This window comes from Pseudorhodoplanes sp., from assembly GCF_059499825.1.
On sequence record NZ_JCABZI010000009.1, the window covers coordinates 267,312 to 292,126 of the forward strand.

The 24,815-nt window shown below is 63.8% G+C and carries 23 protein-coding genes; 14 read left to right on the plus strand and 9 right to left on the minus strand.

Features of this window, described 5'->3' with window-relative positions; all coding sequences use genetic code 11:
- Positions 1-4: 4 nt before the first annotated feature.
- Positions 5-1,117, minus strand: a complete 1,113-nt coding sequence (locus AC5I5I_RS12740; protein WP_495973512.1) for a molybdopterin-binding protein — start codon at positions 1,115-1,117, stop codon at positions 5-7.
- Between the two features lie 102 nt (positions 1,118-1,219).
- Between AC5I5I_RS12740 and AC5I5I_RS12745 the strand changes: the two genes are divergently transcribed.
- The 5 genes from AC5I5I_RS12745 to AC5I5I_RS12765 all read left to right on the plus strand — a co-directional run bounded on the left by AC5I5I_RS12745 (position 1,220) and on the right by AC5I5I_RS12765 (position 6,003).
- Complete coding sequence (locus AC5I5I_RS12745; RefSeq protein ID WP_495973514.1) at positions 1,220-1,444, plus strand: sulfurtransferase TusA family protein; 225 nt, start codon at positions 1,220-1,222, stop codon at positions 1,442-1,444.
- 71 nt (positions 1,445-1,515) lie between these two features.
- Positions 1,516-2,721 (plus strand): CaiB/BaiF CoA transferase family protein, encoded by a 1,206-nt coding sequence (locus tag AC5I5I_RS12750; protein WP_495973516.1) that lies wholly within the window; start codon positions 1,516-1,518, stop codon positions 2,719-2,721.
- A gap of 49 nt (positions 2,722-2,770) precedes the next feature.
- Entirely contained in the window at positions 2,771-3,556 is a 786-nt protein-coding gene (locus tag AC5I5I_RS12755) for an enoyl-CoA hydratase (RefSeq protein WP_495973518.1), read from the plus strand.
- 234 nt (positions 3,557-3,790) lie between these two features.
- A complete protein-coding gene (locus AC5I5I_RS12760; RefSeq protein ID WP_495973520.1) occupies positions 3,791-5,218 on the plus strand; it encodes an NAD-dependent succinate-semialdehyde dehydrogenase in 1,428 nt (475 codons plus the stop codon).
- Between the two features lie 263 nt (positions 5,219-5,481).
- Positions 5,482-6,003 carry a hypothetical protein gene (locus AC5I5I_RS12765; RefSeq protein WP_495973522.1) on the plus strand — a complete coding sequence of 174 codons (522 nt, stop codon included), beginning with the start codon at positions 5,482-5,484 and terminating at the stop codon, positions 6,001-6,003.
- Between the two features lie 76 nt (positions 6,004-6,079).
- On the opposite strand, the gene AC5I5I_RS12770 is transcribed toward AC5I5I_RS12765, so the two are convergent.
- The 4 genes from AC5I5I_RS12770 to AC5I5I_RS12785 all read right to left on the minus strand — a co-directional run bounded on the left by AC5I5I_RS12770 (position 6,080) and on the right by AC5I5I_RS12785 (position 11,216).
- Entirely contained in the window at positions 6,080-8,437 is a 2,358-nt protein-coding gene (locus AC5I5I_RS12770; RefSeq protein WP_495973524.1) for a xanthine dehydrogenase family protein molybdopterin-binding subunit, read from the minus strand.
- 27 nt (positions 8,438-8,464) lie between these two features.
- Entirely contained in the window at positions 8,465-9,559 is a 1,095-nt protein-coding gene (locus AC5I5I_RS12775; RefSeq protein WP_495973526.1) for a Gfo/Idh/MocA family protein, read from the minus strand.
- A 79-nt stretch (positions 9,560-9,638) separates the two neighbouring features.
- The gene (locus AC5I5I_RS12780) at positions 9,639-10,385 is read right to left on the minus strand and encodes a CoA-transferase (RefSeq protein WP_495973890.1); all 747 of its coding nucleotides are present in this window, start codon (positions 10,383-10,385) and stop codon (positions 9,639-9,641) included.
- Positions 10,386-11,216 carry a CoA transferase subunit A gene (locus AC5I5I_RS12785; protein WP_495973528.1) on the minus strand — a complete coding sequence of 277 codons (831 nt, stop codon included), beginning with the start codon at positions 11,214-11,216 and terminating at the stop codon, positions 10,386-10,388.
- Positions 11,217-11,322: 106 nt separating this feature from the next.
- Here AC5I5I_RS12785 and AC5I5I_RS12790 point away from each other — a divergent pair, with 106 nt between their 5' ends.
- The 4 genes from AC5I5I_RS12790 (at position 11,323) to AC5I5I_RS12805 (ending at position 15,385) form a co-directional block, all read left to right on the plus strand.
- Entirely contained in the window at positions 11,323-12,282 is a 960-nt protein-coding gene (locus AC5I5I_RS12790; protein WP_495973530.1) for an NAD(P)-dependent oxidoreductase, read from the plus strand.
- A gap of 37 nt (positions 12,283-12,319) precedes the next feature.
- Entirely contained in the window at positions 12,320-13,093 is a 774-nt protein-coding gene (locus AC5I5I_RS12795) for a glutathione S-transferase family protein (protein WP_495973532.1), read from the plus strand.
- A gap of 251 nt (positions 13,094-13,344) precedes the next feature.
- Entirely contained in the window at positions 13,345-14,361 is a 1,017-nt protein-coding gene (locus AC5I5I_RS12800) for a S1C family serine protease (RefSeq protein ID WP_495973534.1), read from the plus strand.
- A gap of 49 nt (positions 14,362-14,410) precedes the next feature.
- On the plus strand, positions 14,411-15,385 hold the full coding sequence (locus AC5I5I_RS12805) for a transglycosylase SLT domain-containing protein (protein ID WP_495973536.1): 975 nt from the start codon (positions 14,411-14,413) through the stop codon (positions 15,383-15,385).
- 10 nt (positions 15,386-15,395) lie between these two features.
- Here AC5I5I_RS12805 and AC5I5I_RS12810 read toward each other — a convergent pair whose 3' ends face one another.
- Positions 15,396-15,857: an Lrp/AsnC family transcriptional regulator gene (locus AC5I5I_RS12810; RefSeq protein WP_495973892.1), complete on the minus strand. Its 462-nt coding sequence runs from the start codon at positions 15,855-15,857 to the stop codon at positions 15,396-15,398.
- A gap of 157 nt (positions 15,858-16,014) precedes the next feature.
- Here AC5I5I_RS12810 and AC5I5I_RS12815 point away from each other — a divergent pair, with 157 nt between their 5' ends.
- Positions 16,015-18,405 (plus strand): thiamine pyrophosphate-binding protein, encoded by a 2,391-nt coding sequence (locus tag AC5I5I_RS12815; protein WP_495973538.1) that lies wholly within the window; start codon positions 16,015-16,017, stop codon positions 18,403-18,405.
- Here the strand turns inward: AC5I5I_RS12815 and AC5I5I_RS12820 are convergent, their stop codons facing one another.
- Together AC5I5I_RS12820 and AC5I5I_RS12825 are read right to left on the minus strand one after the other, a co-directional pair.
- On the minus strand, positions 18,406-19,005 hold the full coding sequence (locus tag AC5I5I_RS12820) for a Yip1 family protein (RefSeq protein WP_495973540.1): 600 nt from the start codon (positions 19,003-19,005) through the stop codon (positions 18,406-18,408).
- 46 nt (positions 19,006-19,051) lie between these two features.
- Positions 19,052-20,683 (minus strand): GMC family oxidoreductase, encoded by a 1,632-nt coding sequence (locus AC5I5I_RS12825; RefSeq protein WP_495973542.1) that lies wholly within the window; start codon positions 20,681-20,683, stop codon positions 19,052-19,054.
- Between the two features lie 299 nt (positions 20,684-20,982).
- Here AC5I5I_RS12825 and modA point away from each other — a divergent pair, with 299 nt between their 5' ends.
- Genes modA through AC5I5I_RS12845 form a run of 4 tightly spaced genes read left to right on the plus strand, consistent with a single transcriptional unit; the run spans position 20,983 to position 24,000 of the window.
- Positions 20,983-21,783 carry a molybdate ABC transporter substrate-binding protein gene (gene modA, locus AC5I5I_RS12830; protein ID WP_495973544.1) on the plus strand — a complete coding sequence of 267 codons (801 nt, stop codon included), beginning with the start codon at positions 20,983-20,985 and terminating at the stop codon, positions 21,781-21,783.
- A gap of 20 nt (positions 21,784-21,803) precedes the next feature.
- On the plus strand, positions 21,804-22,499 hold the full coding sequence (gene modB / locus AC5I5I_RS12835) for a molybdate ABC transporter permease subunit (protein ID WP_495973546.1): 696 nt from the start codon (positions 21,804-21,806) through the stop codon (positions 22,497-22,499).
- Positions 22,500-22,501: 2 nt separating this feature from the next.
- Positions 22,502-23,188 carry a molybdenum ABC transporter ATP-binding protein gene (gene modC, locus AC5I5I_RS12840; RefSeq protein ID WP_495973894.1) on the plus strand — a complete coding sequence of 229 codons (687 nt, stop codon included), beginning with the start codon at positions 22,502-22,504 and terminating at the stop codon, positions 23,186-23,188.
- A gap of 14 nt (positions 23,189-23,202) precedes the next feature.
- Positions 23,203-24,000, plus strand: coding sequence for a cobalamin-binding protein (locus tag AC5I5I_RS12845; protein WP_495973548.1), 798 nt, complete (start codon positions 23,203-23,205; stop codon positions 23,998-24,000).
- On the opposite strand, the gene AC5I5I_RS12850 is transcribed toward AC5I5I_RS12845, so the two are convergent.
- Positions 23,966-24,811 (minus strand): ABC transporter substrate-binding protein, encoded by an 846-nt coding sequence (locus AC5I5I_RS12850; protein WP_495973550.1) that lies wholly within the window; start codon positions 24,809-24,811, stop codon positions 23,966-23,968. The genes AC5I5I_RS12845 and AC5I5I_RS12850 overlap by 35 nt on opposite strands.
- Between the last annotated feature and the right edge of the window lie 4 nt (positions 24,812-24,815).

Consider the following 24,815-nt stretch of genomic DNA (forward strand, 5'->3'; position numbering starts at 1 on the left):
TGGCTCACGGCAGCGGCCTCATCTCGACAAAGGTCCCTGCGGGGTAGCCTTCGCTTTCCGCCGGCACCAGCATCCATCCATCTGCGCGCGCCAGAGACTGCAGCGGCAGATAGCCCGACGCCAATGGCTCGACCTCTGTTCCGGCGCGGCGAAGCGGAACGACTTCGGCGATGCCTACGGTCGACGTTACCTTGCGCGCCAGCATGGCCTTGCCGACAATCTCGCCATTACGCGCGCCGCTCAACCGGTCGAGCAACGCACGGCCAAGCACCAGCCAGCAGGCGAGCACGGCATCGATGCGGCCGGGCATCAGCAAGACCGGCCGGTCGTTTGCAAAACCGAATGCAGCGGTTTCGCCGGGCGACAACCCGATGCCGTGGCAGGCGACGGTACCAGCGCGAGACAGTGTCATCACAGAGCGATCATTGCGGCCTTCGCCAGTGCCGCCGATAACGATGATTGCGTCGGCATCGTTGCGAACCAGGCTCGCATCGAGATCGTTGCATATGTCGGACGTCGCGCCGGCCGCGATGACTGCATCCGCGAGCAGCGCGGCCGCCGATCCCACACGCGCGTCGTTCCGATGCGTCTTGACGATACGAATGCTCGGCTGCCGGATGCCGACGGCGGCGAAGCCCGCAGCGATCAGCACAGCGATATCGCTCGCACGCAGCCGCGCTCCCTCCCGGCACATGACCGCATTCGCTTCGATATCGCCGCCGGAAGGCAACACCCATTCTCCCGGGGCGGCCGAGGTCATGATCTGCATCATCCCACCGAGCGCCGAAACCGCATCCAGCGGCGCCACCGCGTCGGTCCCGGGCGGCAAGGCAGCAAACGCATCGACGCGTTGCGGTGGGGGCTGCAATGTCATTGGCGCATAGGGTCCGGCATCGCGGGTCGCGTCCGAGCATACCGCCCATCCGTCACGAAGCGCGACCGGCGCCGCCGGCAAAGCGGCAGCGACGCAAACATCGTGCGCAAGGACACAGCCCTGCGCTTCCGCGACAGCGACCTCACGCGGCGCAACGGGCGAGACGCCGCCGATCGCCGCCAGCACGTCCGCGAGCGGGGTAAGGCGCGTGATGCGCTGGTTGGCATCTGTGTCCGCAATCATGGTTGCGTTTCTGACGAACGCACCATACTGGGTCAAGCCACTGAAATATTTGTTGGTTTGCGAGCACGCAAAACCTGAGCGGCATAGCCTGGGCCTATGGGGATGACCGAAAAGACCATCAATTTGCGCGGCCTGAAATGCCCGCTTCCGGCATTGCGCACCAAAAAGGTGCTCAAGGGTCTGGCTGCCGGGGACATCATCCTGGTCGAATGCACCGATCCGCTGGCCGCGATCGATATCCCGAACCTGATAAACCAGACCGGCGATGTGCTGGAAGCCACCGATCGGTCCGAGGATCTCCTGATCTTCCGGATCAGGAAGGCGTAGCGTCCTCATTCTGTTGGTTGAATTTGCCGTCCGCTTCGGGGATTGTCGCCGGCCCTGCCCCGGAGGATCTCTTGCCGGTCTCGACGAATATTCCCCGCGCCTCCAGCGCGCTGTCCCGTTTTACCGTCCTGGATCTGACCCGCGTGCGGGCGGGGCCGACATGCGCGCGGCAATTGGCGGACTGGGGCGCCAATGTGATCAAGATCGAAGCGCCGGAACGGCTGGAGGGGGGCGATCCGATCGGCGGGGCGCGCCACGGCTCGGATTTCCAGAATTTGCATCGCAACAAGCGCAGTATCACCCTCGATCTGAAGAGCGAAGCCGGCCGCGCGGCGCTGTTAAGGCTCGCAGAACAGGCCGACGTCGTGATCGAGAACTACCGGCCCGACGTGAAGAGACGGCTGAGGATCGATTATCCGGACGTGAAGAGCGTCAACCCGCGCATCGTCTATGCCAGCATCTCGGCCTACGGCCAGGACGGGCCGTACGAGAAGTGGCCGGGCTTCGACCAGATCGCCCAGGGCATGGGCGGCATCATGTCGGTCACCGGCTTGCCCGGTCAGGGGCCGGTGCGGGCGGGTGCGGCGGTGGCCGACATGGCGGCCGGACTGTTCGCCGCGCTTGGCATCATGACCGCGCTGCTCGAACGCGAGCAGTCCGGCGAAGGCCAATATGTCGAAACCTCTCTGCTCGCAGCGCAGATTTTCCTGCTCGACTTTCAGGCCGCACGCTGGCTGATCGACAAGGAAGTCCCCGGCCAGGCCGGCAACAATCATCCGACCTCGGTGCCGACCGGCGTCTACAAAACCAGCGACGGCCACATCAACATCGCCACCACCGGCTCGCCGACCTGGGTGCGGTTCTGCAAGGCCATCGACGGCGAACACTTGATCGAGCATCCGGACTACGCGACCAATGCGCTGCGACTGAAAAATCGCGACGCGCTGAATGCCGATATCGAAAAGACGCTGGCCTCCGACATCAGCGCCAACTGGATCGAGCGGCTGAATGCGGCGGGCGTCGCGGCCGGGCCGATTTACAAAATGGACGAAGTGTTCGCGGACAAGCAGGTGCGGCACCTGGGTGTCGCCACCGACATGGCGACACCGGATCGCGGCACGCTGCAGGTCATTCGCCAGCCGTTCACAATGTCGCGCACGCCGAGCAAGGTCGTGATGCATACGCCCGAACGCGGCGAGCATACCGACGAAGTTCTATCCGAGTTCGGATTCAGCAAGGATGAGATCGAGGCGCTGAGGAAAGCAGGCGCGACGTAACTAAGAACGGAAATCAAATGAAGCGAACGAACGGCAAAGGACCGGGTGAATGACCGACAAGATGCTCTCGCGCAAGGATGGCGGGATCGGCTACGTGATCTTCAACAATCCCGAGCGGCATAATGCGGTCTCGATGGAGATGTGGGCGGCGACCGGCGATATCCTCGAACGATTTCGCGACGATCCCGACGTGCGCGTGGTGGTGCTGACCGGCGCCGGCGGCAAGGCATTTGTGTCCGGAGCCGATATCTCGAAATTCGGCGCGGAGCGGGCGAGCGAAGAGGGCATTGCGAAATACAACGCCACCACCGAGCGGGCTTTCTCCGCCGTGCACGAGTTCCCCAAGCCGACCATCGCAATGATCCGCGGCTATTGCATCGGCGGCGGCATGGCGCTCGCAACCTGCTGCGACATGCGCATCGCCACGCCGGGTTCGAAATTCGGCATTCCCGCAGCCAAGCTCGGCCTCGGCTACGATCACAAGGGCATCCGGCGGCTGATGGATGTGGTCGGCCCCTCGTTCGCGAAGGAGATTTTCTTCACGGCGCGGCAATTCGACGCCGAGGAAGCGCGCCGCATGGGCTTCGTGAACCGCGTGGTGACGGATGCCGAGCTTGAAAACTACGTGAAGAACTATGGCGACACGATCGCCGCCAATGCGCCGCTGACGATCGGCGCCGCCAAGCATGCCATCAGCGAACTTCTGAAAGACGAGAACGAGCGCGATATCGACAGCGTCGTCGCGGCGGTGAAGCGCTGCTTCGACAGCAAGGATTACATCGAAGGCCGCACCGCCTTTATGGAAAAGCGCAAGCCGTCGTTCAAGGGACAGTAGATTTGAACCGCTGCAATTTCACTTCGTGAAATGAGTTGCGGCGACCGCGAGGTGGTCGCGCCGGGCCAAGTCTGCTAAGACGCGCGCCTCTGCATCCGCTCCGTCACCCTGAGGTGCCCGCGCACGCGCGGGCCTCGAAGGGCGACGGCCCCATCACTGGCCGTGCATCCTTCGAGGCTCGCTATGCTCGCGCCTCAGGATGACGGGTCGACATTCCGTAGAGGCAACAGCACCATGTACACCGACCTTCAGCTCTACATCGACGGCGAATGGCTTAACGGCAAGGACCGCAAGGGCGAAGAGGTAATGAACCCCGCCACCGGCAAGTCGCTCGGCACACTGCCGCATGCCTCGAAGGCCGACCTCGATCGCGCGCTCGATTCCGCCAACACGGGCCTCGCCGTGTGGCGCGCGACCAGCGCCTATGACCGCGCGAAAATCATGCGCAAGGCCGCCGATCTGGTGCGCGAACGCACCGACCATATCGCCCGCATCATGACGCAGGAACAGGGCAAGCCGTTCGCCGAATCCCGCATCGAGGTCATCACCACCGCCGACATCATCGACTGGATGGCCGAAGAAGGTCGCCGCGCCTATGGCCGCATCGTGCCGGGCCGAGGCAAGAACATCCGCCAGCTGGTGCTGCAGGAACCGGTCGGGGTGGTCGCGGCGTTCACGCCGTGGAATTTCCCGACGCTGACTCCGGTACGCAAGATTGCTGGCGCGCTTGCAGCTGGCTGCTCGATCATCCTGAAGGCCGCGGAGGAAACGCCCGGCTCCTGCGTCGAACTGGTGAAATGCTTTGCCGATGCCGGTCTGCCGAAGGGCGTGCTCAACCTCGTCTTCGGCGTGCCGGCGGAAGTCTCGGAACACCTGATCGGTTCGGACAGCGTGAAGAAGATTTCCTTCACCGGCTCGGTCCCGGTCGGCAAGCTGCTGGCCGGTCTCGCCGCCAAGGGTATGAAGCGGGCGACCATGGAACTGGGCGGACATTCGCCGGTCGTGGTGTTCGGCGATGCCGACCCTGAAAAGACCGCCGACACCATCGCGGCCTTCAAGTTCCGCAATGCCGGTCAGGTCTGCATCTCGCCGACGCGGTTCTATGTGCAGGAGAACGCTTATGACCGCTTCCTCAAGCGCTTCACCGAATTCGCTGAGAATGTGAAGCTCGGCGACGGCCTCGAGAAGGACACCACGATGGGCCCGCTCGCCAATCCGCGCCGCCTCGACGCGATGGAAGCGATCGTGCTAGACGTCAAGGCGCGCGGCGGCAAGATCGTCACCGGCGGCAAGCGCCGCGGCAACCAGGGCAATTTCTTCGAACCCACCGTGATCACCGATGTGCCGGACGATTCCAAGATCATGACCGAGGAGCCGTTTGGACCGGTGGCGCCGATCGTGCGGTTCAAGAGCTTCGACGAGGTGGTGGAGCGCGCCAATTCGTTGCCATTCGGGCTTGCGTCCTATGCCTTCACCTCGAGCGCGCAGACCGCGACCATGATCGGCGATGCGCTGCAATCCGGCATGGTCGGCGTGAACTCGGTCGCGATCTCGACCCCGGAAACGCCGTTCGGCGGCATCAAGGAATCCGGCTACGGCTCCGAAGGCGGCATCGAAGGGCTCGAGGCCTACACCAACCGCAAGTTCATCTCGCAGGGGTAGTGCCTGCTCTCCCTACACTTTTCTTCCCTCTCCCCGCTTCAGCGGCGGAGAGGGTGACTTCTGAGCAAAGCGAGAAGTCGGGTAAGGGGCCGACGCCGACGCTTCGGCAAAATCGCCCCTCACCGGCTCGTATCTAAAGATGCTCGCCACCCTCTCCCCGTAAGCACGGGGAGAGGGAAGAGCGTTCATCAGATCGCGTTCATCTAGGGAACGTAGTCCGGGTTCCACAATTGCCTCATTGAATAACGTGAGGTGGATAGAAGATGAGCCCTCTTCGTTCCGGTTTTGCCGCCGTTTGCGCTCTTGCAGCGATCTCTGCCTTGTCCCACGCCGCGCAGGCACAGATGCGCGCGGGCGACCTCGGCTGGCGCGCCTATGTCGACGAACGAACCGGCACGCGCGTCGATTTTCCGTCCGCGCTGTTTTCCGTCGATGGCGGCACGACCGAACGCGGTGTCGGCCGGGTGTTCGAGAGTGACGACGGCCGCGCGAAGTTCTCCGCCTACGCACTCAAAAACGAAGAGGGCGACACGCCGCGTTCCTATCTGCGCAAGTTCCTGAAGGTGAATCCGTCGACCATCGACTACCGGCGTGTCACCGACCGCTTCTTTGCGGTGTCAGGCGTGCGTAACGGCGAAGTCTATTACAGCCGCTGCAATTTTCACGGCACCATGCATTGCATCTACATTTCCTATCCCAAGCGGGAACTGCGCGCGTGGGACGGCATCGTGACGCGGATCAGCCTGTCGCTGCGCGGACCGCGCAACGACAGCGCGCAGCGGTGATGCGTTGCTTGTCATCGCCCGCGATTCATAAAGCTTGTTATGACTGGATGCCCGACCTTCACGGGGCATGACATTGTTAGGCGCCAGTATCGACTTCCAACCGGCGCGGAAGCTCCATCCCCTGACAGGCGCGCCAGACCTTCTCCATGGTCGCGGGCATGTCCATACGCGCCGCCGCCGGAACTGCATCGGCGATCGCATTCATGATCGCGGCAAGCGAGGCTGTGGTGCCGGCTTCGCCCACACCCTTCACGCCGAGCGGATTGGTGGTTGCGGGAACGGGGTGCGAATCGTCGCGCAGCAGCGACGGCATGTTGTGCGCGCGCGGCATGGCATAATCCATGAACGAGCCGGTCACGAGCTGGCCGCTGCCCTCGTCATAGACCGCGTGCTCGAACAGCACCTGCCCCAAACCTTGCGCGATACCGCCATGGACCTGGCCATGCACCAGCGTGTGATCGAGCATGATGCCGCAATCGTCGACCGCATAATAGCCGACCAATGCGACCTCGCCGGTCTCCGGCTCGACTTCGACCTCGGCGATGTGGCAGCCATTCGGGAAGGTCTGCGGGGTGTCGACATCGCGCTTGGTGTCGAGGCTCTCCGCAATCTCGCCCTTCTCCGCCATCTCGGCGGCCCTGGCCGCGAGATCGAACAGGCCGATGGAGCGGTCGGTGCCGACCACTTCGAACAGGCCGCGGCGATAGGCGATGTCCTTCTCGTCGGCCTCGAGCAATTGCGCGGCGAGCAACCGTCCCTTCTCCACCATCGCCTCGACCGTGCGCACCACCGCCGTGCCTGCGGTGATGGTCGAGCGCGAGGCGACCGACGGCCAGCCCTTGATCTCGAAATCGCTGTCGCCCTGCCGGTGCTTCACCTGCGCCGGATCGATCGCGAGCTGGTCGGCGACCAGACGCGTATAGACCGTGGCGTGACCCTGGCCGGTATTGCCGACATTCAGGCTCACCACCAGCGTGCCGTTGCCGGGGAAGGTCAGCCACGCACCTTCATTCGGCACGCCGCCGGAATGTTCGAGGAAGCAGGAAATACCGATGCCGCGCAGCTTGCCCTGCTCGGCCGACTCGCGCCGGCGCTGTTCGAACGCTCGGATGTCGGCGAGCGCCAGCGTCTTGTCGAAGATTTGCGGAAACTCGCCGGAATCGAAGGTGGTGCCGATCGCGGTCTTGAACGGAATCGCGGCAGCCGGAATCAGGTTGCGCTTGCGGATCTCGACCTTGTCGATGCCGGTAATACGTGCGGCCTCATCGACCAGCCGCTCAATCAGATAATTGGCCTCGGGACGTCCGGCGCCGCGATAGGGCCCGGTTGGAATCGTGTTGGTGTAGACGCATTGCACGCCGATATCGATCTTCGGAATGTCGTACATCGCCGGAAAGCAGCGGGCGAAATTGTTGGTCGCAAGCTGGATGCCAGCGGAAGCGACGTAAGCGCCGAGATTCTGGATCTGGCGCGCGCGCAGGGCCAAGAACTTGCCGTCGGCGTCGAGCGCAAGCTCACCCGCCGTGACATTGTCGCGCGCCTGGTTGTCGCTGTTGAAGGCTTCCGAACGGCTCGCCATCCAGTGCACCTTGCGGCCGTATTTTTTGGCGGCCGCAAGCAGCACCGGATATTCCGGATAGGCGCCGCTTTTCAGTCCGAATGCGCCGCCGACATCGTCGGTGACGACGCGCAAGTTCTGCTTGTCGATGCCCATGATGGCCGCGAGCATGTCGCGCATCGGACCGGCACCCTGCGAGCAGACGCGCAGGGTGTAACGGCCGGCCTTGGCGTCGAAGCTCGCGGTGCCGCCGCGGGTTTCCATCGGCGCCATCACCATGCGCTGCTGCACCACGCTGACGCGTGCGACATGCGCGGCCGATTTGATGATGTCGTCGATCGCGGCGACATTGGCCGGATCGTCGACCGGGCCCGGATAATCCACCGCGAGGTTTCCGGCGATGCCGTCGTAAAGCTGCGGCGCACCGGATTTCAGCGCCTCTTGCGCATCGACCAGGGCGGGCAATTCTTCGTACTCGACCACGACCTTTTCGGCGGCGTCCAGCGCTTGGCTGAGGCTGTCGGCAACCACCATGGCGACGGCCTCGCCGACATGCATCACCTTGCCCTCGGCCAGGCAGGGCCGGTGCGCGAAAATCGCCTTGGCGCCGCCGCGTCCCGGAATCGGCGGATGCCGGGTGACGCTGCCGATGCCGTCGAGATCGGCCGCGGTCAGGATCCCCAGCACGCCGGGCGCCTGCAGCGCCTCGTCAAGCGAGATCGACGCGATCGCGGCATGGGCATAGGGCGAGCGGACGAAAGCGGCATGGGCGACGCCCTGCTTGTCGACGTCGTCGACGAAGTTTCCGCGTCCGCGGATCAGGGCATCGTCCTCGACACGGGGACCGTGGTGGGGGTGGTCGGAATCAGCAGCCATGGCTAGGTGATAAGCGGCCGGGACGCCTTAGGGAAGAGGCGCGCGCTGCGCCTTGATCATGTCGGCGATGCCCGCCAGCGTCTCGTTGGTGAGCGGAATGTCGACCGGCTGGTTGCGCTCGGCCGACAGGTCCGCCGCCAGGTAGCATTCCATCACGGTGCGGGCGCTTTCCGGCGACACCATGGGCGGCCGGTCCATGATGCAGGATTCCAGGAAATGGATGGTCTCCGGGCCCATCTGGCCGGCGAACACATGGTCCACCTGCTCGCCCGGCATGGTCGACATCGGATATTGCATGCCGTCCTTCACGGTGTTCAGCCAATGGTCGCGCGCGGTGTCGTCGAGGAATAGCGAGCCCTCGGTGCCGGTGATCTCGATCGTGGTGGCGCAATAGTTCGGATAGCTCGGCGGCAGATTCCAGCCGCCGCCGATGGCGACGAGGACGCCGTTGTCCATCTTCACCGTTGACCACATGATGTCATAGGAGCCGTTGACCGGCTTCATGAAGCCATAGGCGCCCTGCGAAAATACACTCACCGGCTTGGCCGGCTCCAGCAGCCAGAACACGATGTCGAGGTCGTGGGTGGATTCCATCGCGGCGGGCGACAGCCGCACCCGGCTCGCGATCTTCTTGCCGAGACTCCTCGACAGATGCCGGCTGACCATGATGGAGACCGGCTTGCCGAGCGTGCCGTCATTCAGTTTTTTCTTGGCATAGGCGAATTTTGTATTGAAACGCTGCGAATAGCCGATGGTGAACTTGACGTGGTTGCGCTTCGCGATCGCGATGAGTTCGTCGGCCTCATAGAGTTCTAGCGCGATCGGCTTTTCCAGCAGCACGTGCTTGCCGGCCTTCAGGCAATCGCGCGCGATCGGGTAATGCGTATTCTCCGGCGTCGTGGAAATGTAGACCACCTTGACCGCATCGTTCCTGACGATGTCCTGATAGTCGGCGGTCGCGACCGCTGCATTGGTCAGTTGCTGGATTTCCTTCAGCCGGTCCGGCCTGATCTCGCAGACATGAAGCTTCTTGACCAGCGGATAGCGCGACAGCGTTTCCGCGCGAATACCGCCACACCATCCGGTGCCGATGACGGCGACTTCAATTGGCTCGACTGGCATTTCGTCTCCACCCCGCAGCTTGTTGTTGCAAGCATTGACTGCGAGATGGATTGCCGGGTCAAGCCCGGCAATGACGGCGTTATGCCGCTTTCACAATGCCGAAAACCTTCTCCGCGAATTGCGGATAAACCTCTGCGAGTTCCGGCGCCACCACCTCACGCAGCAGGCGCAAGATCTCCGCATCCGGCGCGGGCGTTTCGGGTACGTGGTCCGGGCAGTCGTAATCGAAGCCGGTATGCTCCTCGATCTCCGCAACGCTATGGCCGGGATGCACGCTTTGCAGGCGAAAGCGGCGACGCTCCTTATCGAAGGCGAACAGACAGCGATTGGTGATCAGCGCCACCGGGCCGCCGGTTCGATAGACATTGTCCGCGCTCACGCCCGGCGCGCTGATGAAATTGACCTTCGGCACCAGCGTGCGGCGCGAATGCTCGGTGCGGAACAGGATCACTTTCGGCACGACGAAATAGAGATAGGCCGATCCGAACGAACCGGGGAAGCGAACCTGCGGCTTGTCGTGGTCGCCGATGCCGACAAGATTGATGTTACCCTCGCCGTCGATTTCGCCGCCGGACAGAAAGAACACATCCATCCGCCCCTGGCCGGCGCAATCGAACAATTCGGCGCCGCCCTCGGTGAAGAAGTTGTGCTTGCGGCTCTGCAACAGCGACACATAGGGGCGCCCGCCACAGCGCGCCTTCTGCAGCAGCGCCGCCGCCGCGGGAATAGGCGACGCGTTGCCGACCGCGATGTGGCGCACATCGCCGATGAGGTCGGCGACACTGGCGATGAGAAGTTCTTCGGGCTGGAAGGTCGCTACCACGATTCACGCCGCCTGCTTCGCATACACATACTCATCGCAATAGCGCGCGAAGCCTTCGGCGGTCTTCGCAAGCCGCGCATATTCGGACAGATGCGCGACGTCGACCGGATAATAATCGGGCAGCGACAGCGGCCAGGCGCCGTTCTCGACCACGGCAATCGTCTCAACGTAAAAGCCGGGCAGCACGCCTGCCGCCATCACCGGATCGTCGAGCAGATTGCCGCCGGCGATCCGCTCCACCGTCACCACGGTCTTGCGCGACGCATGCGCGAGCGTGGTCAGATCGCGCTGCCGCCCAACCCAGACATTGCCGTACCGATCGGCCATCGGTGCGTGAAACAGCGCGACATCGGGCCGGATCGCCGGCAGCAGCACGATCGGATCGTCGTTACCGAATGGATTGTCGATCACCCGCCAGTCGCCGCGGATGGTCATCAGGTCCGATCCAATGATGCCGCGCAGCGGCATGAACGGATTACCCTTCTCGCCCGCTTCCAGCGCGGCATAGAGCGCCGGACAGGTGGCATCCTTCATGCGCAATGTGCCGGATGTCATCGCCGCGGTGAAACGCGGCGCCGGCCCCAACTCGCCGAGGCTGACCGCCGAGGTCTCCAGCGTTTCCACGCAGCCGGCGCCAATCAGCAGATCGGCCTGCAGGGTGGAGGCGGGCAGCGCTACCAGATGCAGATTTTTCACATTGTGATGAGTCCGCTGGCGGCGGATGAGCGCGCGGGTCGCCTCCATCGCGACCCCGGCCTGCTCGCGCGGCACCGCCAGCAGGCAGCCATCGGCGATCGGCGCGAGCGCATCTACGAGCGAACAGATAACCGGCATGGGACCTCCGCATTGCAATCATAGGTCCCCGCGCGACAAATGCGAAGTGCTTGCGGCATCTGCCGCCTGTGTTACGAAACATGCGAACAATCCGCGGGAGGAATGAATGGCGACCAAAGGGCAGACCATCGGCTGGATCGGAATGGGCCGCATGGGCTACGCAATGGCCGAGTGGCTGCTGAAAGCTGGCTACGACGTCTCGATCTGGAACCGGACCAAGGCAAAGGCCGAACCGCTGACCAAGATCGGCGGCAAGGTGGTCGACAAGCTGTCAGACCTCTCCGGCGTGGACGTGCTCTTTGTCATCGTGTCGGCCGGCAAGGACGTGAAGGAAGTGCTGTTCGGCCCGGACGGCGTCGCGCCCAACGGCAAGGGCAAGATGCCGAAGATCGTGGTCGACTGCTCCACCATATCGGTCGACGATTCGGTCGACATCCGCGAAAAGCTGACCGCGCTCGGCACCGAGTTCGTGGCCTGTCCGGTCTCCGGCAATGCCAAGGTGATCAACGCCGGCAAGCTGTCGGCCGTCGCGTCCGGCCCGGAAGCGGCCTTCCGCAAGGTCGAGGACATGGTTCTCAAGTTCGCGCCCAACGGCGTGTCCTATGTCGGCGACGGCGAACTCGCCCGCATCTGCAAGATCGCGCACAACGTCATGCTCGGCGTGGTGATCCAGAACCTGATCGAGATCACGCTGCTGGCGAACAAGATGGGCGTGCCGCGCGAGGCGTTCCTGCGCTTTATGAGCAACAGCGTGATGGGCTCGATGTTCACCCGCTACAAGTCGCCGGCGCTGGTCAATCTCGACTGGACCACGACCTTCACGCCGGAATTGCTGCTGAAGGATCTCGACCTCGGCCTCGAACTCGGCCGCGAATGGAAAGTGCCGATGCCGGTGACCGCGACCACGCGGGAAATCCTGCAGGGGCATATCGGCAACGCGATCCTGCAACAGGATCCCAAGGCCTATCTCGAGAAGGATTTCGCGACCCTGATGGAAACCATGGCGGCGGCGTCCGGCATGAAACTGGAGAGCGAAAAGAAAAACGTTCCGACCGGGCTGGAGTGAGCCCCACGCGCAACGATCCAACCGAGGAACGGTTCGAATGGCGATGATCCTTTACAACGCACCGCAATCGACGTGTAGCCAGCGCGTGCGGTTCGTTTTGAACGCGAAGCAATTGCCATTCGAGGAACACAAGCTGGATCTGCTGGCGGGAGACCAGCTCAAGCCGGAATATCTGAAGCTCAATCCCAACGGCGTCGTGCCGACGCTCAACCATGATGGCGCGGTCGTGATCGACTCATCGGTCATCATGGAATATCTCGACGAAGTCTCGCCCGAGCCCGTATCTTTCACGCCGGATGAAGCGTTCGGCCGGGCAAACATGCGCGCGCTGATGCGCTTCATCGACGAGATGCCGGCGGCGGCGATCCGCGTGCCGACGTTCAACCTCGCCTTCCTGCCACGCTTTCAGGCCATGAGCGCCGAGGAATTCCGCGCCTTCGCCGAATCGAAGCCGCTGCGCAAGGAGTTCATGCTGGCGATGGGCCAGACCGGCTTCCCGCGCAAGGAGATGGATGCCGCGATGGACCGGCTGCGCCGCACGGTCGTGCGGATGGACGAAGCCATCTCGGCGCATGGCGGCCCGTGGCTGCTCGGCTCCGACATTTCGCTGGCCGATGTAGCGGTAATGCCGGTGATCGTGAGGCTTGCCGATCTGAGCCTCGAGAATATGTGGCGCGACTATCCCTCGGTTGGCCGCTGGCTCGATCACATCCGGGCTCACCCGGCCTATCCGGTGACCTATTATTTCGGATCGCTCCTGACCGAACGCTTCCCGCATCTGCAGGAAAAGCGGAAAGAGCTGACAGCCTGAGGGCGCTGCGCACATCGCGGCGATCCGCGTGTCACGGAACCGTTATCGCGCGACAAGACCGGCCGACGCGCCCTTGCTTCGGCAAAAGGCGTTCACAAGCGCGCGTGCCGGCCGCGATCAGGCCTAAAAGCCGCCACCAAGACGTCATCGCCTCTTGCTGATCTGCAGATCTGTGCCTCTATAATTGGCACCCGATTTGCACACCTGATTCCTGCCGGTCTGGTACCGGTGGCGAGCCAAAGGAGGCCTGGATGCGAAAGTCACTGCCCTTGCGCGTGGTGCTGTTGCTGGTCTCGGTTCTGTGTCTTTCAGCCGCGTCCGGCCCCGCCCTTGCGCAGCAGGGTGACGGCGCCAAGGCCCTGACCGAGGAACTTCTGTCGTCGGTCGTCAGGATCAAGACCTACATCAACCCGGATGGCCGCACGGTCGACAATCTCGGCCAGGAGCGGGACGGCTCCGGCATCGTGATCGACGACGACGGCCTGATCCTTACCATCGGTTATCTGATGGTGGAGGCGCATGCCGCGGAGGCGATCACCAATGATGGCCGCAAGATACCGGCGGAGGTGATCGGCTACGACCACGATACCGGCTTCGGACTTCTGAAGGCGGTGGCGCCGCTCAAGGTCCGGCCAATGCTGTTCGGCAAGTCGTCCGACCTGAAAGTCGGCGACCCGGTGCTGGCGGCGAGCTTCGGCGGACGTGACGGCATCGCACCGGCCCGCGTGGTGTCGCTGCGCGAATTCGCCGGCTCGTGGGAATATCTGGTCGACGGCGCGATCTACACCGCGCCCGCCCATTCGCACTGGAGCGGCGCCGCATTGATCACGCGCGAGGGCAAGCTGGTCGGCGTCGGCTCGCTGATCGTCGGCGATGCCTCCGGGAACGGCGGCGGCGCCGGCAATCTCTATATTCCGACCGATATTCTCAAACCCATCCTCGCCGATCTGATCGCCAACGGCGCGGCTGGCGGCGTTCCCAAACCCTGGATCGGGCTGAGCACGCAAGCGACAGATTTCGGCCTGGTGATCGCGCGCGTCACGCCGAGTTCTCCGGCCGAGAAGGCCGGACTGCAGAAGGGTGACGTGATCGTCAACATCGCCGGCGACGCGCCGAAAACCCTGCCGGATTTCTACCGCAAGCTCTGGTCGCTTGGCGCCGCCGGAGCCACCGTGCCGCTTGACATTCAGCGCGACGGCAAGGATCGGCATATCAACGTGCAATCGATTAACCGCATGGATCATCTGAAGCTGAAGAGCACGTTCTAAGCGACTAGGCTTGGCCGCGAGCCGATGGCTCGGGGCCGCGCCCGGGCGCATGCAAGTTGGACGGGCCATTGCCGTGCCGGGCGTTCTTCATAGGGCATATGGCGGCGCCATCGCTGTGGCGGCGCTGTTGCTCGTTTCGGCACCACTGCCGGATGCCCGCGCGCAAGACGCCGCTGCGCCGCAGGCGTCAGCAGCCGCGCAAGCGTCCGCATCCGATGATTCCATCTGCCTGATGATCGAATCCGCGGCGCGCGATCATGGTCTGCCGTTCGAGTTTTTCGCCCGTGTGATCTGGCAGGAAAGCCGGTTCCGCGCCGACGCCGTGGGTCCCGTGACCCGCAGCGGAAAACGCGCGCAGGGCATGGCGCAATTCATGCCGGGCACCGCCGCCGAACGCGGGTTGCTCGACCCGTTCGATCCGGTGCAGGCGCTGCCGAAATCGGCGGAGTTTTTGAGGGAGCTATGGCTGCAATTCGGCAATCTCGGGCTTGCGGCCGCGGCCTATAATGCGGGCCCGCGGCGGGTGCGCGAATGGCTCGCCGGGAGCGGCTATATGCCGGGCGAGACCCGCAACTACGTGTCCGCCATCACCGGCATGACCGTCGACGAATGGGCGGCCGAGCGGACCAAGGTGCGGGACGGCAAGGAGACGATAAAGCCGGAGCAAAAGGCCAAGCCTGGCTGCGGCGAACTGATGGCGATGCTCAAGCGCTCGCCATCGCCATTCCTCGACGAATTGCGGCAGCGCGTGGTGCATTCGCTGGCGCAGCCCTGGGGCGTGCAACTGGGCGCCGGATTTTCGCGCGATCGCGCCATGGCGATGTATGCCCGCGCGCTGCGGCGCTTCGAGAGCGTGCTGAAGGACAAGGACCCGGGGCTGCAATCGTCGGTGCTGCGCACGCGCGGGCGCGCAACCTTCTATCAGGTGCGGATCGGCGCCGACACCCGCAATGAAGCGAATGCGCTGTGCAACGCGTTGCGCAAGGCCGGCGGTGCGTGCCTGGTGCTGAGGAACCGGGGGTGATGCGCCGTCACTAAACCGGCAGCACATTCGTGTACTTCACCTGCTCCAGCGCGAAGCTCGACTCGATCGAGGCAATACCATCGAGTCGCGTCAGCTTCGTTTTCAGAAACTGCTCATAGGCCGATAGGTCCGCGACCACGACACGCAGCAGATAATCGCGCGGCCCGGTCATCAGGTAGCATTCGAGAACCTCCGGCCAGCGCGCGATGGCGCGTCCGAATTTCGTCAGCGCTTCCTCGCGCTGGCTTTCCAGCTTGATCGAAATGAAAACGGAGACCGGCAGGCCAACCGCGCGCTGATTCAACACCGCGACGTAGCGCGAAATGATGCCGGCTTTCTCCATCAGTCGCACCCGCCGCAGGCAGGGCGACGGCGACAGCCCGACCTTTTCGGCAAGCGCCGCAAGGCTGAGCCGCCCGTCCTCCTGCAGCAGAGCGAGAATTTTCCGGTCGATGGCGTCGGCCTGCATTATTGAATGATCCCGCCACAATTCTCTTTTAATTTGGCTGATTATGCCAATTCTGAATTTGATCATAGCGCAGATTGGCTGCCCCTGCCACCGGCAGCATGGCAAACTCCGCCTATCCGACACGTATTGCGCCGCCAGGGAACGCATCGAGGAGCGCAGCATGCAGCCGTCCCGCATCGACATTCTGTCCGAACTCGAGAAGAAGGTGCTGTGGCTGGCAAGCTGGACCATCCACAACGCCAATCATCTGCGTGACAGCGTCGATGGGCTGAAGGTCGGCGGCCACCAGGCTTCGTCGGCGTCGCTCGCGACCATCATGACGGCACTCTATTTCGACATCCTGCGGCCGCAGGATCGCGTCGCCGTCAAGCCGCATGCATCGCCGATCTTCCACGCGATCCAGTATCTGCTCGGCAAGCAGACCCGCGCAAAGCTGGAAAATTTCCGCGGCTACAAGGGCGCGCAGAGCTATCCGTCGCGCACCAAGGATATCGACGATGTCGATTTCTCCACCGGTTCGGTCGGCCTCGGCGTGGCGCAGACCTTGTTCTCGTCGATCGTGCAGGACTACGTGCGCGCGCATGGCCTGGCCAAGGACAAGCCGGAAGGGCGCATGATCGCGCTCGTCGGCGATGCCGAACTCGACGAGGGCAATATCTTCGAGGCGTTGCTGGACGGCTGGAAGCAGAATCTGCGCAATTGCTGGTGGATCATCGATTACAACCGCCAGAGCCTCGACGCCGTGGTGCGCGAAGGCCTGTGGGAACGCTACGAACAACTATTCAAGAATTTCGGCTGGGAGGTGGTGATCGTTAAATACGGCGCGCTGCAGGAGGCCGCGTTCCGCGAGCCGGGCGGCGAGAAGCTGCGCGCCTGGATCGATGCCTGCCCGAATCCGCTTTATTCCGCGCTGGTGTTTCAGGGCGGAGCCGCCTGGCGCAAGCGGCTGCTCGACGAGATCGGCGATCAGGGCGATGTCACGGCGCTGATTGAAAAGCGCTCGGACGACGAGCTGGCGCGGCTGATGAACAATCTCGGCGGCCACGACCTCCCGGCACTGCTCAAGGCCTTCAAGAGCATCGATCACGACAAGCCGGTCTGCTTCATCTGCTACACGGTGAAGGGCTTCGGTCTGCCGATGGCCGGACACAAGGACAACCATGCCGGGCTGATGACGCCAGCGCAGATGGAAGCCTTCCGCACACAGAACGATGTGCGGCCGGGGCATGAGTGGGAGAAATTCGAAGGCCTGACACTGCCTGGCGACACGCTGCAAGGCTATCTCGACGCGGTGCCGTTCGCGCAGCGAAAGCCTGCGTCAAAAATCCCGCGGATCGAGATCCCGGAAACGATTTCCGTGCCGGCGCAGGCCGTAACGTCGACCCAGACCGGCTTTGGCGCGCTGATGAACGAGATCGGCAAGTCGAAGGAGGCTTATGCCTCGCGCATCGTCACCACCTCGCCGGACGTCACGGTCTCGACCAATCTGGGCGCCTGGGTGAACCGGCGCGGCCTGTTCGCACGCGAGTCGATGCTGGATACCTTCCGCAACGAACGCATCCCCTCCACGTTCGCCTGGGAGTTCTCGCCGCAAGGCCAGCATATCGAACTCGGCATCGCGGAGATGAATCTGTTTATCCTGCTGTCGGCGCTCGGGCTGTCTCATTCCATCGAGGGCGAACGGCTGTTGCCGATCGGCACCCTGTACGATCCATTCATCGCCCGCGGCCTCGATGCGCTGAACTATGCCTGCTACCAGGATGCGCGTTTCATCGTCGTGGCGACGCCGTCCGGGATTACGCTCGCGCCCGAAGGCGGCGCGCATCAGTCGATCGCGCAGCCGTTGATCGGCATGGCGCAGGACGGTCTTGCGTCCTTCGAGCCGGCTTTCGTTGATGAACTCGCGGTGATCCTGCGCTTCGCGCTCGATTATATCCAGAAGGACGCGGACGACGCTCCTGACGAAAAAAACTGGCTGCGCGACGAGACCGGGGGCTCGGTCTATTTGCGGCTGTCGACCCGCCCGATCGAGCAGCCACAGCGCATGATGACCGATGACCTGCGGCAAGGCATCATCGATGGCGCATACTGGCTGCGCAAGCCGGGGCCGAACGCACAGGCCGTTGTTGCCTATACCGGCGCCATCGCGCCGGAGGCAATTCAGGCAGTCGGATTGATGAGCGAGGACCGCCGCGATGTCGGCTTGCTCGCCGTGACCTCCGCCGACCGTCTCAATGCCGGCTGGACGGCGGCGCAACGCGCGCGCGAGCGCGGCCTGGTTCATGCGCGCTCGCATATCGAGCGACTGCTGGACGACGTGCCGCCGCATTGCGGACTGATCACCGTGCTGGACGGGCATCCGGCGACGCTATCATGGCTCGGCGGCGTGCATGGCCACAGGACGCGCGGGCTCGGCGTTGAGCACTTCGGACAGACCGGGTCGCTTCCCGATCTGTACCGGCATTACGGGATCGACGCGAACGCGATCATCGCCGCGGCGCAAGGCCTTACCGCCGGCCGGCCGATCCGGTATCTGCGGGCGATGCCCTAGTCATTCGCCGGCATCGCCCCGAAACGGCAGGGTGAGAACCGCAGCCTGGATCACCGACATCGCCAGCGTGATTCCGAAGGCCGCGACCACAATCGACAGCGCGTAGGGCAGAATCTTCGTGCGCGGCGTACCCATCAGCGGCGGCAGTCCGGTCCAGATCAGGCGGATCGCGTAAAGGCCCAGGATCGACAGGAACCGCAGTCCGGGCACCATCAGCACGACCCCGATCAGCCAGACCGGCGTGAACGAATAGACCGCGACTTTCAGGGCATTGGTGAAATTGCGCTCGGTCTGGAACAGCGGCGCCATGACGGTGATGACGAGCGCGGTCAGATATACGATCACGAAGCTGAAGAGATAGCTCATGACGGCTCGCACCAATCCCATCATCAGCGGATCGTGCAGCCTCCCGGCGGACACCGATACACCGACCAGGCTCGATCCGATGAAACCCGAGACTGCCGGTATTGCGGCCAGAACCGCGACATAACCGACGAACAGCCGCATCGGGTCGCCCGGTTCGGTCGCAATCAGCGGCCATTCGCTGCGCGGGTCGGCGACGATATTTCGGATGCGCGCAAGAAGCGGGTGCAGGGTCATGGAGCCGTCGTATCCGTCGAATCTTAGGAAATGGTGTGGCTGTCAGTCATCCGCGCCCATCTTCCAGCACCATCATAGCCCCCTTCTCCGCAATCATCATGGTCGGTGAGTTGGTGTTCCCGGAGGTAATCGTCGGCATGACCGACGCGTCGATCACCCGCACATTGGCAAGACCGATCAGGCGCAGCCGTTCGTCAACCACGGCCATATGGTCGTCCGCGCGGCCCATTTTCGCGGTGCCGACCGGGTGGAAAATCGTGGTGCCGATATCGCCCGCTGCTTTCGCGAGCGCCGCCTCGTCGTCGTTGCGCAATTGGGCGCCGGGCAGATATTCCACCGGGTTGAATGCCTGCAGCGCCGGCTGCGCCACGATGTTGCGCGCAACCCTGATGGAATCCACGGCGACCTGCCGGTCCTCGTCGGTTGCGAGGTAATTCGGTTGGATGACGGGCTTGTCCGCCGGATCGGTGCTTCGCAGGCGGACATGGCCGCGGCTCGCTGGCCGCAGATTGGCGACGCTGGTGGTGAAGGCCGGAAAGTCGTGCAACGGATCGCCGAACTTGTCGAGCGACAAGGGCTGCACATGAAACTGGATGTTCGGCCGCTCGTAGCGCGCACTCGACCGGGTGAACGCACCGAGTTGCGAAGGCGCCATGGTCAGCGGTCCACGGCGGCGGAGCGCATAATCGAGCCCCATCATCCCGCGCCTGATCAACGATTTATATGTCTCGTTCAGCGTGGTGACGCCGGAGACCTTGTGGATCAAACGCAATTGCAGATGATCCTGCAAGTTCTCGCCAACGCCGGGCTTGTCGAGAACGGGTGCGATGCCGTGTTCGGTAAGGTGCCCCGCCGGTCCGACGCCGGACAGCAGCAGCACCTGCACCGATCCGACCGCGCCGGCCGACAGGATGACCTCGCCGCGGCAGCGCGCGACCTTGCTCTCGCCGTTCTGGAAGAAGCGCACGCCTGTCGCGCGCCTGCCGTCGAATTCGATTTTCTCGACCAGGCATCCGGTTTCGACCCGCAGATTAGGCCGCTTCATCACCGGCCTGAGAAAGCCCCGCGCCGACGACCAGCGCCGTCCCATCTTCTGATTGACGTGGAAATAGCCGCAGCCCTCATTGTCGCCGGTGTTGAAGTCGTCGCATTTCGGGATGCCCGCCTGCGCCGCCGCTTCACGAAACGCGTCGGTGATGTCCCACCGCAGCCGCGGATATTCCACCCGCCACTCGCCGCCCGTGCCGTGATGCTCGCTGTCGACCAGGAAATGGTCGAGCTGCTTGCGGAACAGCGGCTTCACATCGTCCCAACCCCAGCCGGTGAGCCCAAGCTGCCGCCAGTGATCGTAGTCGCCGGCCTGCCCTCGCATATAGATCATCGCGTTGATCGCCGACGACCCGCCGAGCCCCTTGCCGCGCGGATAGGCCAGCGAGCGACCGTTCAGGCCGGGTACCGGTTCGGTGCGGAACATCCAGTCGGAGCGCGGGTTGCCGATCGCGAACAGATAGCCAACCGGAATGTGAAACCAGATCCAGTTGTCGCGGCCACCCGCTTCCAGCAGCAGCACGCGCTTGCCCGGATCGGCCGAAAGCCGGTTCGCCAGCACACAACCCGCCGAGCCTGCGCCGACGATGATGGTGTCGTAGTCGCCTTCGATCGGCGTCGGTGCAGCCATACGTTTACCCTGCGACATCGATCCTCGTTACCCCGGCCTTGATCCGTAGGTCCATCTTACGCGCCAAATGATGGATTGGCGGGTCTGGCCCGGCAATGGCGCATCCAGTCTGCGTCCTTTTCCGGTCTTGGCAAATGGCGGAAGGTTGCTAAAGTCCCCTCGCGATCCGGGCGGCGCTGTGCGCGCTCCCTGCCCTTGCGGAACGGCGGTTCCAGAAACATCGCTTTCGTCTTTTGACCTTTGCCCTCCCCGGCGTGGCACAGCCATGTTGTCGGGCGACCCGTTTTTGGAGAACCGCCATGCTGAGACGCGTACTCGCACTGGGCCTTGGCGCCGCATTCTTTGCCGGCGCATTCGCAATCGCGCCGCAATCCGCTGTCGCGCAGGACAAGACCATCACCGTCTTCGCCGCGGCGTCGATGAAAAACGCGCTCGACGACGTGAACGCTGCCTACACCAAGGCGACAGGGACCAAGGTTGTGTCGAGCTATGCGGCAAGTTCCGCGCTGGCCAAGCAGATCGAAGGCGGGGCCCCGGCCGACGCGTTCGTGTCCGCCGACCTGAAGTGGATGGATTACCTTCAGGACAAGAAGGCGATCAAGACCGATACGCGCGTCAACCTGCTCGGCAACAAGCTGGTGCTGATTGCGCCGAAGGACTCCAAGCTCGACAATGTGACCATCGGCCAGGGCTTCGATCTCGCCAGGCTTGCCGGCGACGGACGTATTGCGACCGGCGACGTCAGGGCGGTTCCGGTTGGCCTCTATGCGAAGGCTGCGCTGGAAAAGCTCGGATCGTGGACGGCGGCCGAACCGAAATTCGCGATGACCGACAATGTCCGCGCGGCGCTGTTGCTGGTCGCGCGCGGCGAAGCGGCGCTCGGCATCGTCTACGAGACCGACGCCAAGGTCGATCCCGGCGTGAAGATCATCGGTGCGTTTCCGGAGGGTTCGCACCCACCGATCACCTATCCGGTGGCGGCGACGGCCACCGCAAAGCCCGACGTAGCCGGCTATCTCTTATTCCTTCGGGGCAAGGCAGCGAAGGACATTTTCGAAAAGTACGGTTTCACCGTACTGGCCGCGAAGCCTTCGACCTGACTTCGGCATAAATCCGTCACGTGTTCGAACTGACTCCCGAAGAATGGACGGCAATCCGGCTCTCGCTCCGGATCGCCACTGTTGCGACCGTCGTGGCGCTGCCGCTCGGCATCGCGGTCGCATGGCTGCTGGCGCGCAAGAATTTTCCGGGCAAGGCACTGCTCGACGGACTGATCGTCCTGCCGCTGGTGTTGCCACCGGTCGTCACCGGCTATCTGCTGCTGATCTCGTTCGGACGCCGCGGACCGGTCGGCAACTTCCTGTACGAGACGTTCGGCATTGTGTTGTCATTCCGCTGGACCGGCGCAGCGCTCGCTTGTGGAATCATGGCATTTCCGCTGTTGGTGCGGCCGATCCGGATTTCCTTCGAGGCGATCGACCGCAAGCTCGAAGATGCGGCGTCGACGCTCGGCGCCAATGCCTTCTGGCGCTTTGCCACGGTGACACTGCCGCTCGCGATGCCCGGTATCATCGCCGGTACGCTGCTGTGCTTCGCCAAGGCGCTCGGCGAATTCGGCGCCACCATCACCTTCGTGTCGAACATTCCCGGCGAGACCCAGACGATTTCGGCGGCGATCTACACCTATACGCAGACCCCTGCGGGTGATGCAGCCGCGCTACGGCTGGTCATCGTCGCCATCGTTATTGCGATGGCGGCGCTGCTGGCGTCGGAATACTTCGCACGCCGCGCCACGCGCCGGCTGCACGGAGAATGACGTTGCTCAGTGTCGATCTTCGCAAGCAAGCCGGCGACCTGGATCTGCGGATCGCGTTCGAGAGCGATGGCCCGGTCACAGGGCTGTTCGGCCCGTCCGGCGCAGGCAAGACCACGCTGGTGAACATGATTGCAGGACTGGTGCGGCCGGATGCGGGCCGGCTCGCGCTCAATGGCGATGTTCTGTTCGATCACGACAAGCGAATAGACGTTCCCTCGCACCAGCGCCGGATCGGTTACGTGTTCCAGGAAGGCCGTCTGTTTCCGCATATGACGGTCGCGAAGAACCTCGACTACGGACGATGGATGGCGGGTCTGCCGCATGACGATGCCGCGTTCGCGCGCATTGTCGCAATGCTCGATATCGAGCCCTTGTTGCAGCGCAGGCCCGGGAAGCTGTCCGGCGGCGAGCGTCAGCGCGTCGCCATCGGCCGCGCACTGATGCTGAAGCCGCGATTGCTGCTGATGGACGAGCCGCTGGCTTCGCTCGACCCGGCGCGCAAGAACGAGATTATGCCCTATCTGTTGCGGCTGCGGGACGAGGCGCGCATTCCGATGGTCTATGTCAGCCACTACGCACGCGAATTGAAGCGTATCGCCAATGTGATCGTTCGTATCGACGGCGGCCGGGTTTCCGCAATCGGCGGGCCGGATATTTTGAGCAAGGCGGACGAAGCCGCGTTCGTGTAAGCTCGGCGTCCTGCATGAACGCGCCCGCACGCATCGTCTGCCTGACCGAAGAGACCGTGGAGACGCTCTACCTCCTCGGCGAGCAGGATCGAATCGCCGGCGTGTCGGGCTATGCGGTGCGCCCGCCGAGGGTGCGCAAGGAGAAGCCGCGGGTCTCGGCCTTCATCAGCGCGGATGTGCCGAAAATCCTCGCGCTGGAGCCGGACCTGATTCTCACCTTTTCCGATCTGCAGGCCGATATCGTGGCGCGACTGATCCGCGCCGGCGTCGAGGTCCATGCCTTCAACCAGCGCGATATCGCCGGCATCTTCGCGATGATCCACACCCTCGGTGCGCTTGTCGGCGCGCAGGACAAGGCGGAGGTGCTGGCGGCATCGCTGCAAGCGAAGCTGAACACTGTCCGGGCGCAAGCCGAAGAACTGCCGCGAAAGCCGCTCGTCTATTTCGAGGAGTGGGACGAGCCAATGATTTCCGGCATCCGCTGGGTGTCGGAACTGGTCGAGATCGCGGGCGGTGTCGATGTGTTCCCCGACCTGTCGCGCCACAAATCCGCGCCCGAACGCATCGTCACACCGGACATGGTGATCGCGGCGGCGCCCGACATCATTATCGGCTCGTGGTGCGGCAAGAAGTTCGTGCCGGGCAAGGTCGCGGCGCGGCCGGGCTTCGACGCGATCCCCGCAGTACGAGACGGCTGGCTGCGCGAGATCAAGTCTCCGCTGATCCTGCAGCCGGGACCGGCGGCGTTGACCGACGGACTTGACGCGCTCGCCGCGATCATTCGCGACTGGGTCGAAGCTCGGACCGCGTAAGGCGGGCAATCTCGTCGGCCATGTAATCGAACGCCGCGACCAGTGCCGGACCGCCGCACATGGTGTAGCGCGTGGGCAGCGCGAGGCGCCGTTCGGGCGGATACAGATCGCGCAACGCCGGATGCACGAGAAACATCGCGCCCTGATCGGTCGCGGCGCTTGGCGGATCCTTCAGGAACACGAGGTCTGGCCTGAGTACCAGAAACTTCTCCAGCGGAATAAACCCGCCATAACCGGCGGGCGCGCCGGCTGGTGGTTTGAGGCCGGACTCTACAAGCAACGTCGCCGCCAGGCTGGCCGGCCCCTGCGTATAGCCACCGCGCTCGACCACCAAAGCGGTGCGATCGCTTTTGGGCGCCACGGTCGCGAGCCGCGCCCGCGCGCGGTCGAGCTCATCGATCAGCTTTTCGCCTCGCTCGGGATGGCCGAGCAAGGCCGCCATCTCGCGGATCTGTTTTCGTGCGGAGTCGAAATCGCTGACGAAGCCAGTCTCGACCACGCGCAACCCCTGCGCTGTCAGCATCCGCCGCGTCACCGAGCGATCGTTCGGCCCGATCAGCACCAGGTCGGGCTCGAGCAGAAGCGTGGATTCCGCCTGCCAATCGGCCTTGCGAAACGCACGCGCTTTGTCGGCCACCACCGACAATGCCGAATCGGTCGCATAGGGCGACAGCCCCGCGATCTGGTCGGGGTCGGCCAAGGCCACCACCAGCTGGTCGGCGCACAGATTGAAAGAGACGACGCGGCGCGGGGCGTCGGATGCCGGTGCGGCGCCCGCCCACAGGGCCACGCACAAGGCCAGCAGCGGCACTGTT

Bases quoted from the DNA above. Each gene is read 5' to 3' on its own strand.
- AC5I5I_RS12805 (WP_495973536.1), top strand. From the start codon at position 14,411: ATGCAAGTTGGACGGGCCATTGCCGTGCCGGGCGTTCTTCATAGGGCA.
- AC5I5I_RS12845 (WP_495973548.1), top strand. From the start codon at position 23,203: ATGAACGCGCCCGCACGCATCGTCTGCCTGACCGAAGAGACCGTGGAG.
- AC5I5I_RS12755 (WP_495973518.1), top strand. From the start codon at position 2,771: ATGACCGACAAGATGCTCTCGCGCAAGGATGGCGGGATCGGCTACGTG.
- AC5I5I_RS12800 (WP_495973534.1), top strand. From the start codon at position 13,345: ATGCGAAAGTCACTGCCCTTGCGCGTGGTGCTGTTGCTGGTCTCGGTT.
- AC5I5I_RS12770 (WP_495973524.1), bottom strand. From the start codon at position 8,437: ATGGCTGCTGATTCCGACCACCCCCACCACGGTCCCCGTGTCGAGGAC.
- AC5I5I_RS12785 (WP_495973528.1), bottom strand. From the start codon at position 11,216: ATGCCGGTTATCTGTTCGCTCGTAGATGCGCTCGCGCCGATCGCCGAT.
- AC5I5I_RS12790 (WP_495973530.1), top strand. From the start codon at position 11,323: ATGGCGACCAAAGGGCAGACCATCGGCTGGATCGGAATGGGCCGCATG.
- AC5I5I_RS12765 (WP_495973522.1), top strand. From the start codon at position 5,482: ATGAGCCCTCTTCGTTCCGGTTTTGCCGCCGTTTGCGCTCTTGCAGCG.
- modA (WP_495973544.1), top strand. From the start codon at position 20,983: ATGCTGAGACGCGTACTCGCACTGGGCCTTGGCGCCGCATTCTTTGCC.
- AC5I5I_RS12775 (WP_495973526.1), bottom strand. From the start codon at position 9,559: ATGCCAGTCGAGCCAATTGAAGTCGCCGTCATCGGCACCGGATGGTGT.
- AC5I5I_RS12760 (WP_495973520.1), top strand. From the start codon at position 3,791: ATGTACACCGACCTTCAGCTCTACATCGACGGCGAATGGCTTAACGGC.
- AC5I5I_RS12745 (WP_495973514.1), top strand. From the start codon at position 1,220: ATGACCGAAAAGACCATCAATTTGCGCGGCCTGAAATGCCCGCTTCCG.
- AC5I5I_RS12740 (WP_495973512.1), bottom strand. From the start codon at position 1,117: ATGATTGCGGACACAGATGCCAACCAGCGCATCACGCGCCTTACCCCG.
- AC5I5I_RS12820 (WP_495973540.1), bottom strand. From the start codon at position 19,005: ATGACCCTGCACCCGCTTCTTGCGCGCATCCGAAATATCGTCGCCGAC.
- AC5I5I_RS12795 (WP_495973532.1), top strand. From the start codon at position 12,320: ATGGCGATGATCCTTTACAACGCACCGCAATCGACGTGTAGCCAGCGC.
- AC5I5I_RS12815 (WP_495973538.1), top strand. From the start codon at position 16,015: ATGCAGCCGTCCCGCATCGACATTCTGTCCGAACTCGAGAAGAAGGTG.
- AC5I5I_RS12825 (WP_495973542.1), bottom strand. From the start codon at position 20,683: ATGGCTGCACCGACGCCGATCGAAGGCGACTACGACACCATCATCGTC.